8 protein-coding genes are annotated in these 16,400 nt (G+C 39.8%); 7 read left to right on the forward strand and 1 reads right to left on the reverse strand.

Translation table 11 applies throughout. The annotated features are described in order from the left end of the window. Positions 1 to 3: 3 nt before the first annotated feature. The 4 genes from D0T56_RS03335 (at position 4) to gpmA (ending at position 4,602) form a co-directional block, all read left to right on the forward strand. Entirely contained in the window at positions 4 to 1,137 is a 1,134-nt protein-coding gene (locus tag D0T56_RS03335; protein WP_163318713.1) for an aldose epimerase family protein, read from the forward strand. Between the two features lie 142 nt (positions 1,138 to 1,279). Beyond that, a complete protein-coding gene (locus tag D0T56_RS03340) occupies positions 1,280 to 2,173 on the forward strand; it encodes a glycoside hydrolase family 43 protein (RefSeq protein ID WP_163318714.1) in 894 nt (297 codons plus the stop codon). 78 nt (positions 2,174 to 2,251) lie between these two features. Next, positions 2,252 to 3,349, forward strand: a complete 1,098-nt coding sequence (locus D0T56_RS03345; RefSeq protein WP_255491024.1) for a glycoside hydrolase family 43 protein — start codon at positions 2,252 to 2,254, stop codon at positions 3,347 to 3,349. Positions 3,350 to 3,855: 506 nt separating this feature from the next. Next, positions 3,856 to 4,602 (forward strand): 2,3-diphosphoglycerate-dependent phosphoglycerate mutase, encoded by a 747-nt coding sequence (gpmA, locus tag D0T56_RS03350; protein WP_163318716.1) that lies wholly within the window; start codon positions 3,856 to 3,858, stop codon positions 4,600 to 4,602. Between the two features lie 120 nt (positions 4,603 to 4,722). Here the strand turns inward: gpmA and D0T56_RS03355 are convergent, their stop codons facing one another. Then, a complete protein-coding gene (locus D0T56_RS03355) occupies positions 4,723 to 9,087 on the reverse strand; it encodes a two-component regulator propeller domain-containing protein (protein WP_163318717.1) in 4,365 nt (1,454 codons plus the stop codon). A 286-nt stretch (positions 9,088 to 9,373) separates the two neighbouring features. Between D0T56_RS03355 and D0T56_RS03360 the strand changes: the two genes are divergently transcribed. The 3 genes from D0T56_RS03360 to D0T56_RS03370 are packed head-to-tail and all read left to right on the forward strand — an operon-like array spanning position 9,374 to position 16,288. Further along, a complete protein-coding gene (locus D0T56_RS03360) occupies positions 9,374 to 12,616 on the forward strand; it encodes a TonB-dependent receptor (RefSeq protein WP_163318718.1) in 3,243 nt (1,080 codons plus the stop codon). Positions 12,617 to 12,628: 12 nt separating this feature from the next. Continuing rightward, positions 12,629 to 14,638, forward strand: coding sequence for a RagB/SusD family nutrient uptake outer membrane protein (locus D0T56_RS03365; RefSeq protein ID WP_163318719.1), 2,010 nt, complete (start codon positions 12,629 to 12,631; stop codon positions 14,636 to 14,638). Positions 14,639 to 14,674: 36 nt separating this feature from the next. Continuing rightward, on the forward strand, positions 14,675 to 16,288 hold the full coding sequence (locus tag D0T56_RS03370) for a DUF5123 domain-containing protein (RefSeq protein ID WP_163318720.1): 1,614 nt from the start codon (positions 14,675 to 14,677) through the stop codon (positions 16,286 to 16,288). The last annotated feature ends 112 nt before the right edge of the window (positions 16,289 to 16,400 follow it).

The raw sequence follows: 16,400 nt of genomic DNA on the forward strand, positions 1-16,400 counted from the left end.
ACTATGAATAAATGTCTTATAGTTCTTGTTACAATACTCACTACTCTTTCGTGCGGAAAAAAAGAAAAACCAGATTTACATCTACTGGATAAATCCGTTTTTGAGAAAGAAGTTGACGGCAAAAAAGTATCCCTATATACGTTGGAATCGGGCAATGGGTTAACAATGCAAGTTACCAATTACGGAGCAAGGGTGGTTTCGCTTTTTGCCCCCGATAAAAATGGTAAATATGAAGATGTAGTATTGGGTTACGATAACATCGACAAATATGTAAATAACAAAGGCGAACGTTTCTTGGGTGCTGCAGTAGGACGTTATGCTAACCGTATAGCAAAAGGGCAATTTACTTTGGATGGAGTAAAGTACCAATTGCCAACCTATAATAATGGTCAATGCCTGCATGGTGGGCTGAAAGGTATTGATAGAGTGGTATGGAATGTAGATAGTGTAGGTGAAAACAATATACATCTTTCTTATATTTCGCCTGACGGAGAAGAAGGTTTTCCGGGAACTTTAACCATTAAAATGGTTTATAGTCTCACAGCAGATAATGAATTTAAAATTACGTACGAAGCCACCACCGACAAAGCTACGGTTGTCAATCTATCACACCATTCGTTTTTCAATCTGAAAGGTGAAGGCAACGGAACAATTGAAGATCATGTATTGATGATAAATGCAAGCAAAACCACTCCTGTGGATAGCGTTTTAATACCAAGCGGAGAAATTGTTTCTGTAGAAAATACACCTTTCGATTTCAGAACGCCAACAGAGATTGGGAAAAGGATAAACGAAGAAAATCAACAGTTGAAAAATGGTTTAGGATATGACCACAATTGGGTGATAGACCGTAAATCGGATAAAGGTATTGAACTGGTAGCTTCACTTTACGAACCTGTAAGCGGCAGATTTATGGAGATATTTACAGACCAGCCTGCAATACAATTTTATAGTGGCAACTTTTTTGATGGAAAAACAACAGGAAAATACAACAAGCCTCTCAAGTATAGAGAATCGGTCGCGCTTGAAACACAGAAATACCCTGATAGCCCCAATCACCCGAACTTCCCTTCAACAGTATTAAAACCGGGTGAAGTTTACACGCAGACCTGTATTTATAAATTTTCGACTAAGTAAAACTTCAGTAAATTACTCAAAAATAATGGTCAGATTTATTTCTAAAAGTATATTCTTAGCAAATTGTATAATTTTAATTTCATTTTTTGGCTCATGCAACAAGACGATTAATAACTCTGGCAAACAAAAAAATGATGCCATAATGAGTAAGATACCCATAGAACTGGCCGATCCCACCATTTTCTACAAGGACGGTACATACTATTTATATGGTACAAGCCATGAAGACGGTATTTTAGTATATACCTCCACCGATTTAACAGAGTGGGAAGGGCCTAAAGGTGCTACAAACGGTTTAGCCCTATCAAAAGAAAATAGTTTTGGCAGCAAATGGTTTTGGGCTCCGCAAGTTTTTGAACGTGATGGCAAGTTTTATTTGGTATATACAGCCGATGAGCACATCGCTATTGCCCAAAGTGATTCGCCTTTAGGTCCATTCAGGCAAGAAACCCCAACAAAAATATCGGGTAAAAACAGACAGATAGATCCATATTTATTTTTTGATGACAACGGTAAAATATACCTGTACTATGTAAAACTGGACAATGGTAACAAGTTGTACGTTTCGGAAATGAAAAACGACCTGTCGGATATCAAGCCCGAAACAACTCGATTTTGCATCGAAGCGGCCCCCAATACATGGGAAGATACCGAAAATGCAGACTGGAAAGTAGCAGAAGGTCCGACCATAATAAAGCATAATGAATTATATTACTTTTTTTATTCGGCCAACGATTTCCGGAACAAAGATTATGCAGTGGGTTACGCAACAGCAAAATCTCCTTATGGCCCTTGGAAAAAATATGAAGGTAACCCCATTATCAGTAAAGAAAATATTGGAATAAATGGTGTAGGGCATGGCGACTTTTTTAAAGATGCGAATAATAACTGGAAGTATGTGTTCCACACACATCAGTCCGACACCATTGTTGATAAACGAAAAACAGCAATTGTTTCAGCTGCATTCGAAAAAGACTCATCGGGAGTAGATAAAATGAAAATTGATTACAAATCGTTCATATTTTTAGAGCAATAACCTCTCATCTATTAATCACTACAAATAATGAAGAAAGCAAATAGACCAATTATAGCAGGTACATTTTTTATTATCCTTATGTTAAGCATGGGACTGATTCTATTTGCTGAAATGAGAAAGCCACGAACTATTGTTACATACACCAATCCGTTATCAGTAAGATTTGGCGACCCCTATGTGCTTCTGGCATCAGACGGAAAATACTACATGTACGGAACCGACGAAACCGGAAAACTGGAAGGCTTTGAAGTATATTCGTCCGATAATTTAGTAGACTGGAAGCCTGAAGGACAGGTATATAAGGGAAATACACCCGAATCGTGGGCATTGGATTGCTTCTGGGCTCCTGAAGTTTACGAACGTAATGGAAAATTCTATATGTTTTTCAGTGCAAACTGGAAGCATAATCCTACTAACGAGGACGAAAACTTCAGGATAGGTGTTGCTGTTTCCGATAAGCCTACCGGCCCTTTCAAAGAGATGTCCGATAAACCACTATTCGACTCCGGATACCCTGTAATTGACGCAAATATCCTCGATTTTAATGGTAAAACATATTTATACTACTCGCGCTGTTGCTACAAACATCCCGTAGAAAGCGAAGTTGCCGTATGGGCGAAACAACTGAATATGTTCAATGAGATTGAAGAAAGCTGGATTTATGGAGTAGAAATTGCATCCGATTTTTCGAAAATCATAGGAGAGCCAGTACTTCTGCTCCAACCACCTAAAGATATGAATAATCCTCAATCGGAGTGGGAAAGCCGTTCTGTAACAAGCGGTGAGATTAACCGCCGCTGGACGGAAGGCTCCTTCGCATTCACAAACGAAACAAATGACAAAATATATATGATGTATTCTGCTAATTTCTTTGGAGGTTCAAACTATGCCGTAGGCTATGCCACAGCCACCAATCCTTTAGGTCCATTTAGAAAGGCATTGAATAACCCTATTCTGGAGCGAAATACTAACAAGCATGGCATTGTTACGGGTACCGGGCATAACAGCGTAACATGGTCGAAAGACAAGAAAAGAATGTTTTGCATATATCATGGCCGGACAGAACAAACGGGAGAAGCCCGTGTAGTATTTATCGATGAGATGAAAATCGACAAAGATGGTGTGTTATATGTTGATGGACCATCGACAAGCCCCAAAACTATAAATATTGAATGATAAAAAAGCCTATACCATCCACTTACGACATAATCTATAAAATAAGAATTAGCTTTTTTTTGCTCTGAAAAAATAGGGGCGTTGCACACGTTTTGCACACGCACTTAGAGAATCGTAGATAATAGATGATATTAATGCGCAAATAGGTGGCTGCATGGGCTTTTAGAACAAGCTTTCTGGCACTGTTTGAGAGCTATTACTACTGATTGATAATACTAAAGTCGTGCCTGTTAATCAGAGGGTCCTTGGTTCAAGTCCAAGAGGAAGAGCAAGAGAGGCAGCCACTTACATCGTAAGTGGCTGCCTCTTTTTGTTGCACACGGATTGCACACGCCCCCCTTTAGGAGCCACAACATTCGGCGGAGCCCAAATTAGGGGTAAAAAAGACTTTTGGGGCACCTCCTTTTGTTTTTCAGAAAAAAGCGTGATATAGTTATGATTAGAATTAATTTTCTTAATTTTGTCACACCCTAAATTTATTGGATATTTTTAAAATTAGAGAATAGATGAAAAAAGTAGTTTTGATCCGTCACGGAGAAAGTGTATGGAATAAAGAAAACCGTTTTACCGGATGGACGGATGTTGATTTATCGGAAAAAGGAGTAGAAGAAGCAACAAAAGCAGGTCAGCTACTGAAAGCGGAAGGCTTCCAATTCGAGTTGGCATTTACTTCATACCTGAAAAGAGCTGTGAAGACTCTTAACAACATTTTAGATCAAATGGATCTGGACTGGATTCCGGTTCAAAAAACTTGGAGATTGAACGAGAAACACTATGGTATGCTTCAAGGCTTGAACAAGGCCGAAACTGCAGAAAAATATGGTGACGAGCAGGTTCTTATATGGCGTCGCAGCTACGACGTGCCTCCTGCACCATTGGCAAAAGATGACGAACGCTCTCCATTTGTTGATGCCCGTTATGCAGGTGTTCCAAAAGCATTTTTACCGTTAACCGAATCTTTGAAAGAAACAGTAGAACGTATTGTACCATATTGGGAAGGAACAATTTACCCATCGTTGGTTGAACACGACCAAATATTGGTAGCTGCCCACGGAAACAGTTTGCGTGGTATCATCAAATATCTTAAAGGTATTTCCGATGAAGATATCGTTTCGTTGAACTTGCCAACGGCAGTGCCTTATGTATTTGAATTTGATGATGATTTGAATCTTGTAAAAGACTATTTCCTGGGAGATCCTGAAGAAATCAAAAAATTGATGGAGGCTGTAGCTAATCAAGGGAAGAAAAAATAATTTGCACTATTTTGAAGGGGGGGGGACCGGGTTGCCATGCGTATAACCCGGTCCCTTATTCATAATATTTATCGGTGTAACCATATCATTTTCAACCCAATTTGCCGAAGCGAAAGCCGGTTAATTGAATTGAGATTTATATTGCCCCGGCGTCATGTTATACATTTTCTTGAAATGCTGGGTGAAATATTTTATATCCGAAAAACCTACCATAAAAGCAACTTCCTTCACCATATATTCTTTGTTTTTCAAAAGTTCGCCGGCATGTTTAAGCCTGGTTTCCCTTACATATTCAACAGGGGCTAGACCTGTAAGGCTTTTCATCTTGTTGAAAAATACCTTTCGGCTCATATTGGTAACATTTGCCAGGTCGTCTATCATAAACTCGTTGTTGTCGAGGTTCTTTTCTATTTCTTCTTTCACTTTTCTAATAAAAACCTCATCCTGATTGGTTATTCTAGTCTCTGCTTTTTCGGGGTTAGAAACCAACTGGTTGTCCTTCGAAATGAACTCTACTAATCGCCTTCTTTGTTCTAATATGTTGTTAATCTTGGCTTTCAGTAGTTTAACGTTAAATGGTTTTGTTATATACTCATCGGCACTAAAGCTAATGCCTTCAAGTTTGTCGTCGAGACTCGTTTTTGCTGTCAGTAAAATGAAAGGAATATGACTCGTATTATAGTTTTCTCTTGTTTTTCGCAGAAACTCTATCCCGTCCATCTCTGGCATCATAATGTCGCTTAATATGATATCCGGTAGATTTTCAATAGCTAAATTGTAGCCATCTTTTCCGTTTTCGGCTTCAAGTACATTGTAGTGCGGAGCCAAAATTGTTCGCGTAAAACCTCTTAGGTCAGAATCATCTTCAACCAGAAGTACAGACAATTTTTTATCTTGAAGGTCGGAATTCTCCTTTGTTGCCAGCTCAATATTCTCATTTCCGTTCGAGGCATCAGCATCCGGTCTCTTTAATATATCCTCTTTTTCAGGATAAGTTATATTTACATTTTCGTCGTTTTCGAAGTGCTCCAGTCCCGGAGAAAAAAGTATGGTAAATGAGCTTCCCCTGTTGATGTCGCTGTCAACCGCTATTTTAGCGTGATGTTTGTCTGCAACTTCTTTTACAATAGATAGACCGATACCCGTACTTGGCTTGTTTTTATCGGTGTTGAAGGAAGCAAAACGGGTGAATAGTTTGTTTTGTATCTCCTTAGTCATGCCTTGCCCTTCGTCTTTCACTTGCAGAGCTATTGCTTTATCTTTCTTGAAGATGGTCACTTCTATGTTTTTCCCTTTAGGGGTATATTTTATAGAATTGGAAACCAAGTTAAATACTAGTTTTTCGATGCTGTTCTTATCCACCCAAATTTTTTCACCACCTATCTGATTGTCAACATTTAGCTGAATGCCTTGTTCTCCGGCCGATTTGAAGAAATTGTTGCATATCTCTGCAACATATTCGCCAATTGCCACCTCTTGTATGTTGAGTTTTAGCTTCTGAATTTTTCTGAAATCTAAAATCTGATTCACCATATTGAGCATCCTGTTTGCATTTTTGAGAACCAAATTTAGTTCCGGCTTTATTTCTTGAGGTATTTTCTCGTTGTCCAGAATATTTTCGACAGGCGACACTATCATTGTTAAAGGAGTGCGTATCTCGTGCGAAATATCTGTGAAAAAACGTGTTTTCATCTCGGTTTGTTCCTGCTCCAGAACAACACGGTCGCGCATCCTGTAATACGTAAAAACAGAGCGTAATACGATGAAAACTATAAGCGAAATTATTGTTATATATAGAGAGTATGCCCATCCTGTTTGCCAAAATGACGGCCTGATGGTTATGTTCAAAACGTGTTCGTTCTCTATCCAGTTTCCGTTGCTGTTGGTCGATTTTACTCTGAATACGTAATTGCCCGGAGACAAATTTGTATAATTTGCTATTCTTTGTTTTTGACAATAGATCCAATCTTTGTCAAAGCCATCCAGGCGATAGGCGTATGATATGTTTTGAGGATTAACAAAGTCGAGAGCTGCAAATTCTATGGTGAAGAAGTTGTCTTTGTGAGTTAATGTCAATTCCTTTATGGCATCTATTTTTTCGTGCAACTGAATGTCAATATTAGACACACGAAACCCGGTTAGAGCAAGATAGGGCTGAAAGTCGCTTCTGGTAATGTTTTGAGGGATGAAAGAAAGTATACCTTTCGAACAACCGAATATGATTTCGCCCTGATATGTTTTTAACGCTTTGGCCTCCGAAAAATATTGCCGGCTCATAATCCTGTTTATGTCGCTGAATATTTCGAATGATTCTGTTTCCGGATCAAACTTGGTGAGGTCGCCTTCGCTACTTACCCACAATTTGTTATCGTTATCCTCTATTATGGTCAGAATAACATCGGAAGGGAGTCCGGTTGTTACATTGTAGTTTTTGAATTTGAGTGGCATGCCTTGTTCGTCTTTGCTAATAACTTTGCATAAACCACCACCGAAGGTTGCAATGAATATTTCGTTTTTACTTGTCCTGTATATGTAGAATATATCGTTGGCACTTAGGCTGTTTTTCTCGAAAGCATTTCTTGTATATACTTTGTAGGAGGCTTTGTCAAAAGATTCGAATTTTGAAGAAAAAACTATTAATCCGAACGTTGTGCCCACATAAATATTCCCGTTCTTATCCATCTCCAACGTCCGCACATAGTGCCCTACATCAATCGGGTAGTTCTTTAAGTTGTTTTGATGATTAATGAACCGGCTGTTTTTTTTGTCATATAAATTCAGCCCACCGCCATAAGTCCCTATCCACAATCGGCCTTCGTTGTCCTCTAGCAACGAATATATATTGTTGCTGCTAACAGAATTAGGGTCGTTGGCATTGTTGGTGAAATGAGTTATGTTGAAAGATTCTTTTTCCGAAGCACGAGGCTCTAACAAGTATAAGCCGTCTCCTTTGGTCCCGATCCAGATAGTGCCATCCTTGCATTGGATAATTGTATATGTTTTCCCTTTAATGGGGGTTCCCGTCGAGCCTATCCTTCCATCGTTATTCAAAATCCCTTTAAAGTTTTCGTTTTGGTCGTATATCCTGATGATGTCGTCTTTACTTCCCAGCCAAATATTTTTATTCCTATCCTCAAATATAGCACGGACTTCGTATCCCAGAGAATAGCTGCTACTGGCTCCTATGTAATCGAATTTGAAAAAATCGTTGTCGAACACTATTTTTTCCAAACCGTCGGAACGGGTACTTAACCACAGGTTTCCCTGCCTGTCGAAATAAGCGTCGTGCAACAAGCTCGAAAACTTCCAGTTAGGAGCCAATGGGTTGTTGTAGAAAGGAAGTAGCTGGTCTGTTTGTTTATCATAATACGAAAATCCTCCACCTCTGGGATGTATCCAGATTCCACCCGAATTGTCTTCCAAAACTAAGAAATGAGGCGGAAATGCCATGTCGCTTCTATTTGGGTTGATCGACGTATAGAAAGTTAACTTGCTATGAAGAACATCGAATTTGGCAACCCCGTAATGGTCCATTTCTATCCATATATCTTTGTTTTTGTCTACATAGCACGATATCAGTTCGTTTGTGGGCAGGTTGGGCAAATTCGACTTATTGTATGCGTTGAGTTCATCTTTTTCTTTGTTATAGATGAAAAAACCGTCGTTGGACGTGAGTATTATCCCCACATTATCGAAAATGTTTTTTATCGAAATTATGTTAGACTCGACACCTGTTTCTAATGTTTTGAATTTTCCATTCTTTTTTTGATATCTAAAAATGCAGCCTTTTTCGCCTCCAAACCATATTTCGTCGTTCACTTCAGTGGCACAAAAAAATCTGGCTTTTTCGGGTTGTTTCACCGAAAAGAATGTGTTGCACTCCTTGTTGTCATGAGAGAACCTGGTCAGTCCATTGTCTGTCAATATCCATGAGTTGAGTTCTTTGTCTTCAAATACGGTGTTGACTTTATTCCCTTTCAGTAGATTGTTTTCGACATTAAAGAAACGGGTCGAATTTGTCGAATCTAATACACATACACATCCCATCAGTTCGGACGTAATCCAAACCTTGCCCGAAGAAGTGGGGATGGTGGTTGAGGAAAGAAATATCCCGTTGTTTTCCGATTTTATGGCTCTAAACTGTTCAATATTCGGGTCGAATTTGTATGTTTCCTTATTATAAGAGTGTGCCCAGATGTTTCCGTATGTGTCTTCCCATATCTTGTCTATCCTGCTTGTTTTCATCAATACGGGGTCGCCCAATCGAGATTTGTATGTGGTGAAGTTGTAGCCGTCAAATTTGCATAAGCCATCCCAAGTAGAAAACCACATAAAACCTTTCTTGTCTTGAAGTATACTCATCACAGAGCGTTGAGGCAATCCATCTATTGGCCCATAGTGCTCGAAATGACAATTAGGTTGAGCCAATATACATAGAGACACGAGAAAGAAGGCGGATGACAAAAGCCAAAGTTTTAGTCTCATATATAGTGTGTTTTTAATATTAAAAAGGTATACACAAATATACTGTTAGTTTTTCAAAGAAAGATGATTTCTAATTGTAATCTGTACAATAATACATAGTTGTTTTTTCTGATATTTATTGTGTAACTCGCTTGTTAGTAGTGTGTTGTTTGATTTTGGCTTGTGTGCTCTTCCAATTCAACCCTCATTAAATTCCAAAATATCCCCCTCACGCCTCATTATTATACCTTAACATTGCATTGCGAACCTTAACAAAAATCTAAAACAATTTTAAATAAACCAAAAGATGCAAACGAAAAACAATTTACGAAGTCTGTTTTGTACCTTATTGTTGTTGTTTTGTGCTATGAGTGTTTTTGCACAGCAAAAAACAATAACCGGTACGGTAAGAGACTCAAAAGGAGAAACACTGATAGGTGTTTCGGTGGCGGCAAAGGATGCTACGGTCGGAGCAATTTCTGACATAGATGGAAAATACACAATTTCTGTACCTTCGGCAACAAAATCCTTAGTATTCAGTTACATTGGAATGAAATCGAAAGAGATTGCGATTTCAGGTTCTACACTCGATGTAACTTTGCTGGACGATTTTTCTCAGTTGGATGAAGTTGTAGTTGTTGGATATGGAACAATGAAGCGTCGCGATTTGACGGGGTCTGTTGCTTCCGTAGACGATAAAACCTTGAAAAATATTCCTGTAACATCAGCATTGGAGGCTATATCGGGACGTATGGCCGGTGTAAACATTACAACAACGGAAGGATCTCCGGATGCCGAAATAAAAATACGTGTGCGTGGTGGAGGTTCTATTACTCAAGACAATTCGCCATTATATATTGTAGATGGATTTCAGGTAAGTAATATTTCGGATATCGCTCCCGGAGACATTCAATCTATCGACGTGCTTAAAGATGCTGCTTCTACGGCAATTTATGGTTCGCAGGGAGCTAATGGGGTAGTTATAGTGACTACAAAAAGCGGAAAGGAAGGAAAGATAACAGTAAATCTGAACGCGTATGTCGGTTTCAAAAAAGCATATAATCTCACAGAAGTACTTTCTCCTTACGAATATGTGTACTACCAAAGAGAACTTGACCCGGGAGAATCGATCAGTACAGGATTCTTCAGCAATTACGGAATTTGGGACGACCTTGGTATATACAAGGCAAAGAAAGGAAATAACTGGCAAGACAAACTGTATGGAAACACCGGCGTGCAGCAGAATTATAATGCCAGCATAACCGGAGGTAACGAAACCACCCGGTTTAACCTGAGCTATACGCATGCCGATGAAGACTATATTATGTTGAACTCGAAGTATAAAAGAGATAATATAAGCTTCAAGTTGAATACGAAAATCAACAAAAATCTTGACTTTGACTTCTCTGTTCGTTTCTCCAATGCAGATATAACCGGACCAAGTATATCGAACGGAAAAAAACTGAAAGATGCTGTTAAGTATGCACCTGTCAGAAGTTTGGTAGGAATGTCGTCCGAACTGATTGAGGGGCAAGACGATAATTCGGTGGAGGCGTTAAGCTCGCTTCGTAATCCTATCGAAGACGTTGAAAATGAGTATAAAAAACAAAATCAGTTCAATACAACATTTAACGCCGGACTTACGTGGAAAATCATCAAACCGTTACGTTTCCGTACTCAATTTAGTTATGCTTACTTAAAAAACCATACCGACAATATCTGGACCAGCGGAACGGGTGAATCTAGTGCCAATGGAGGACAGCCTGTGGCAAAAAGAAATGATGACAGAGGCGAAAGATGGTCTATACAAAATACTTTAACATATTCTCCTAAGTTTCATAAAGATCATAGCTTCGATGTTATGGTTGGGCAAGAAATGGACAACTTGCAATGGAAAAAGGTGCTGATTCAATCGAAGTTTTATCCTGCCGATATGACGGCTCAGAATGTTTTAGATTTCTGGAATAAAGGAAAGGCTCTGCCTACATATACTACAACAGAAGAGCCGGTTAGGTTGTTCTCGTTCTTTGGCCGTATCAATTACTCGTATTTAGATAAATATTTGCTTACGCTTACGGCTCGTGAGGATGGAAAGAATGCTTTTTCGAAAGACAATTTGTGGGGCTTCTTCCCGGGTATGGCTGTGGCATGGAGAATAGGCGAAGAGTCGTTTATGGAAAATACTAAAGATTGGTTGTCGAACCTGAAACTTCGTCTTAGCTATGGTTCGGTAGGAAATGCGCGCGTGGCATCTAACCACAGAAAAGAATACTCTTACGAAACTAATGCCGGTAAATTATATTATCCCGGAGAAGAGTCGACTGCCGCCCTGAAAGTAAGTAACAGATTGTATAATGAAGCCATAACATGGGAAACTACCATCTCTACAAATATTGGTCTCGATTTTGGCTTCTTCAACGAAAGGCTTAGCGGAACACTCGATATTTACAGAAATAAAACAAAAGATCTGTTGATGGATGTTCCACTTCCTTCCCATTCGGGATATACTACTCAGTATCAGAACGTAGGGCAAACCTCAAACAAAGGGGTCGAGCTTTCTCTTAATGGTCATATTGTGGAAACAAAAGATTTTACGCTTTCGGCAAACTTCAATATATCGTTTAATCGCAACAAAATAGACAAATATGTAAGTGCCGATGGCAAATCGAGCCTTTATTCATCGGCTTGGGGATTAACAACTTCGGCTTACGACTATTTGGTTGAAGAGGGAAAACCCATTGGGCAAATGTATGGTTATGTAACAGACGGAATGTATTCTTTCAGCGATTTTTCTTGGGACGAACTTAATAAAAGATGGTCATTGAATGCAACCGATGAAAATGGAAATACGATAGCTGATGCTTCGACTCTACTTACAACAAGTGGTAATTATTTCGGACCGGGTCACCTAAAACTCAAAGACTTGGATGGCGACGGCGAAATAACGGAAAAAGACAGAAAAGTTATTGGTAATGCCCAGCCAAAGCATACAGGTGGATTTGGTATCAACGCAACATGGAAGGGATTCGACTTGTCGGCACTGTTCAACTGGTCGTTCGGAAATGATATATACAATGCAAACAAGATAGAATTCAATACTTACTCCGGATCTAAAAAATATCAGAATTTGAGTAGTGCCATGAGGCTTGGAAATCGTTTTTCAACTATCGACCCGGCAACCGGATTGAACATATATCACGGAGCAAATGCAAACCCTGCACGCTTACAAGAAATAAACCAGAATGCTTCAATCTGGCATCCTATCATCAATTCCACCATTTTTCATTCGTGGGCGGTAGAGGATGGATCGTTTCTGCGCCTAAGCAACCTTACCTTGGGGTATACATTGCCAAAAAAACTAATCAAGAAGTTGATGTTGCAGAACCTAAGGGTATACGCAACCGGATATAATCTTCATTGTTGGACAAGCTACTCGGGGCAAGATCCTGAGGTTGACACACGTCGTTCAACACCATTGACTCCGGGTGTCGATTACTCGGCATATCCAAAATCACGTTCATTTGTATTTGGAGTAAACATAACTTTCTAATTAATAGAGATCATGAAAAAAATAATATATCGTATATCAATTGCAGCAATGTTGTTCGCTTCGTGTGACGACTATTTGGAGACGGAAGCTCCATCTAAATTGACCGGAGAAAATGTGTATCAGTCGTTGTCATTTACCGAAGATGCTATTATGGGAGTATACGCTTCCCTTACAGAACCTTATGTGTATGGACAGAAAATCACAACAAACTGGCCTACCAATTCGGATATAGAAACAGCCGGACTAAGCACTGACAATTATAACAGCCCTACCCGCGATGCCGGTGCTTCCAACTATTATGGATCGGCCGACAACCTGAACCAACGTTGGGATAATGTTTTCAAAACTGTAGAATTGGCTCGAACTGCAGTAGAAGGCATCAGAAACTCACCATTGATGAATACCAAAGATAGCACATTGATGAAGGCTTATCTTGGAGAAGCACTTACCTTGAGAGCTTTGGGTTTCTTCGAGTTGGTGAAGCACTTTGGTGATATCCCATTCACGCTGGAGCCTTCCAGGTCTGATTTGTCTAACGTATACATCGGAAAAACAGATAGAGACACGGTTTATCACTATATCATTCAAGACTTGCTGGAGGCAGAGCAATATCTTCCTTGGTTAGGAGGTGCGGTGGGCAATAAAAATTACAGTCAGGCAGACAGGGTTACTAAAGGTTTTGTTAAAGGACTTGCTGCTCGTGTGGCTCTTTTTGCGGGAGGATGGTCTGTTCGTGACCGCAATCAGTTTCCTGATACGCAAGCCGAGGTGCATCCGTCGATACCCGAAATGAACGGCTATTTTACAGGAAGAACAAAAAATTGGCGAAAATACTACGAAATAGCGGCTCAGCAGTGCGCCGAAATATTAGGAAGTACAGATAATCCGCATGATTTGGATGACTTTGAAAATTTGTGGAAAACAGTAAATCAACTCCAATACAACAAAGCAAAAGAAAATCTGTTTGAAGTTGCTTTCGGTTTGGGAAACAGTGGAGATATTGGCAACCTTATCGGCGCGCGTTTAGATGCAAATACAAAATACGGAACCATACAGTTGAGCGGGGGAAATGTGGTATCAAACTCATATTATTTCTATTCGTTCGACAAGGATGATAAACGTAGAGATGTAACGCTCACAAATATTTCTTATACGGCAGACAACAAAGAAAAATTCAATAATAACCCTGTCGACTGGAAATTTGCAAAATGGCGTATCGACTGGATGACAGATGCGTACAAAGCATTGCACAAAGAGGCCAAATCGGGTCGTGTGTCTACAGGTATCAACTGGATTGTGATGCGTTATTCGGATATCTATTTAATGTTTGCCGAAGCTCAGAACGAACTGAATGGTTCTTCTGCAATCAATGCTGTTGCCGGAATGAGTGCGAAAGATGCCCTGGAAAAAGTGCGGACGCGTGCATTTGGACAAGGCAGCGGAAAAATTGGTGCGTACGACTCCGACTTTTTCGAAGCCGTGGTAAATGAGCGTGCTTGGGAATTTGGAGGAGAAGCTTTGAGAAAGTATGACCTGATAAGATGGGGACAACTAAGCGACAGGATTGAAGCTCAGAAACTGGCAATGTGTAAGATGCTGGATGGAAAAGGAGAAGTTCGCATTTTTGACAAAGTATATAGAGGTGAAGACTTCCCCGAAATCATTTATTACAAGTTTTCCGATTCGGAACGTATAGACCGTAGTTCAATCAATTATTACGAAAATATAGGAGGATCTCCTTCTTCCGACTATTTAGAAACTAGCTGGTTGGCCAATGCCGCTCGCAGTGGCACAAATATGAAAACATGGGTTACTCGTATCCTGCTTTCTGCTACGGGGTTAAATGCTTCTTATGATTATTCGTCTATTGTGGCTCAAATGGATAGTGCAACGTCTATACAATCGAACCTGAATCTGTTTAAGATGGGCAACAACGTATGCAATAACAGGCATCCGTTTGCGATCTACAATAAAAACCTGATAGATGCTCAGAATAAGTTTAAAAACTCGTATGGCTTCTAAGAAAGTGAGGCATATAAAAACTAAAAAATAAGCAAAATGAAATCACTAAATATAATAAAAAACATTGCAGGCTGTCTCTTAGTCGCTTATACGGCTCTATTTACATTGTCATGTGATGATGATGTAAATGATTGGGGAGTGGATTCATCTCAAGATAGATTGTTCCGTCCGTTGGTTTTTGAGCAGTCGAAGGTTTCGGCAACTTCAATCGAAGTTCGCTTCACTAAAGTTATGGCTGCCGACCGTTATATCTTCGAAATCAGTGAAGATAGCCTTAAGTTTGAGAACGTTATCCGCACTGTCGAGATACTATCCGATACGTTGACACCTTTTTCTCTTTCTTCCACAGCTACGAAAACCGAGTTCCGTATACCTTTCGACGAATTGAACGGAAGCACACAGCAGTGCATCAGAATGAAAGCTGTGAACAAAGAAGGAACATTGAGCTCAGAATATGTTGAGTTTGCATTTAAAACCACAGAAGAAAATATATTTAAAGAGTTTGTAATTGGGGCAGACGAGTTTACCGCAAAATGGGAGCAAACCGACAGAATCACTCGTATAGAGGTGATTGAAGATGCCTCCGGAGAAGACGTGTTGGCAGATGGAAATCTGTCGGATCAAGAAATTGCAAATGCAGAGAAAACTGTTTCGGGCCTGAAGATGGGAACCTACTATACTGTTACACTGTATAACGGAGACAAAATCAGGGGGCGTCATTCTCTGAAAACAGCAGGAACTGCAGGAAGTGAGTCTTACAATGTGCAGCCGGGTGACGATATAGCTGCAGTTTTGCAAGAACTATTGGATTTGGGAACGCCTAATGTTTCGCTCATATTCGAAAACGGACAGGCTTATGATCTTCAAACTTTAGAAATACCAGCGGGTATGGTTTCCGTAACATTCACAGCTTCGAGCGGAGAAAAGCCAATCTTAAACATGAATAAGGTGGTTGCAGCTTCTACTATGGATGCGTTGGTGTTTGAGAACGTAAATCTTGTGGGCGAAAGTGCAGAGACATCTCGTTTCATTGACACTAAAGTGGGTATTAGGAATATTAGCTTTACGGGTTGTAGCATAAGCGACTATAACTGCATAATACGTTTGCAAAATACACCGATGGAAGTGGATAAGGTTTTAGTAGACAGATGTTTTATTAAGAATACCGGAAGTTATGGCGTGTTTAATGTTGGTGGTGCTCAGGTGCAGTTGAAAGACCTGGAATTGAAAGAAAGCACACTTGTAGATGTAGGGACACAATTGACGGATATTCGTACCAATGCCGAACTGATTACTGTAAAACAATGTACATTCTACAATGGAAATGCGAAAATGAATCAGTTTTTCCGTTTCGATAAAAATAATTTGCCGGCGTTGGTGGTAGTAGAAAAATGTTTGTTGTCAGGAGCCAATGCAGACGGAAAGGTGAATGCAACATATCAGGACTACCTGCCTGCTCTATCCATTTCTTTTGCAGGAACATACAGAAGTTCCGATTTTCAGGAGAATAACAGAAAATTTGCCGACATCACAGTGTTTGAAGGTACGGCATCCGAACTATTCACAAATCCCGACAATGATGAGTTCTTCATTAAACCCGGATCCGGATTTGCCGGTGAAGGAGTAGTGGGCGACCCTCGATGGTTCTGATTATGCTGTTTTGATAAATTGCCGATAGGGTTGTGTCAAAAGTCTTTTCTCCCCCTTTAGGGGTTGCAGGGTTGCTTTGTAAAGATTAGGGCTTTTGACACCCCCATTGGTT

This window comes from Dysgonomonas sp. 520 (assembly GCF_010501095.1).
GTDB lineage: Bacteria > Bacteroidota > Bacteroidia > Bacteroidales > Dysgonomonadaceae > QVMP01.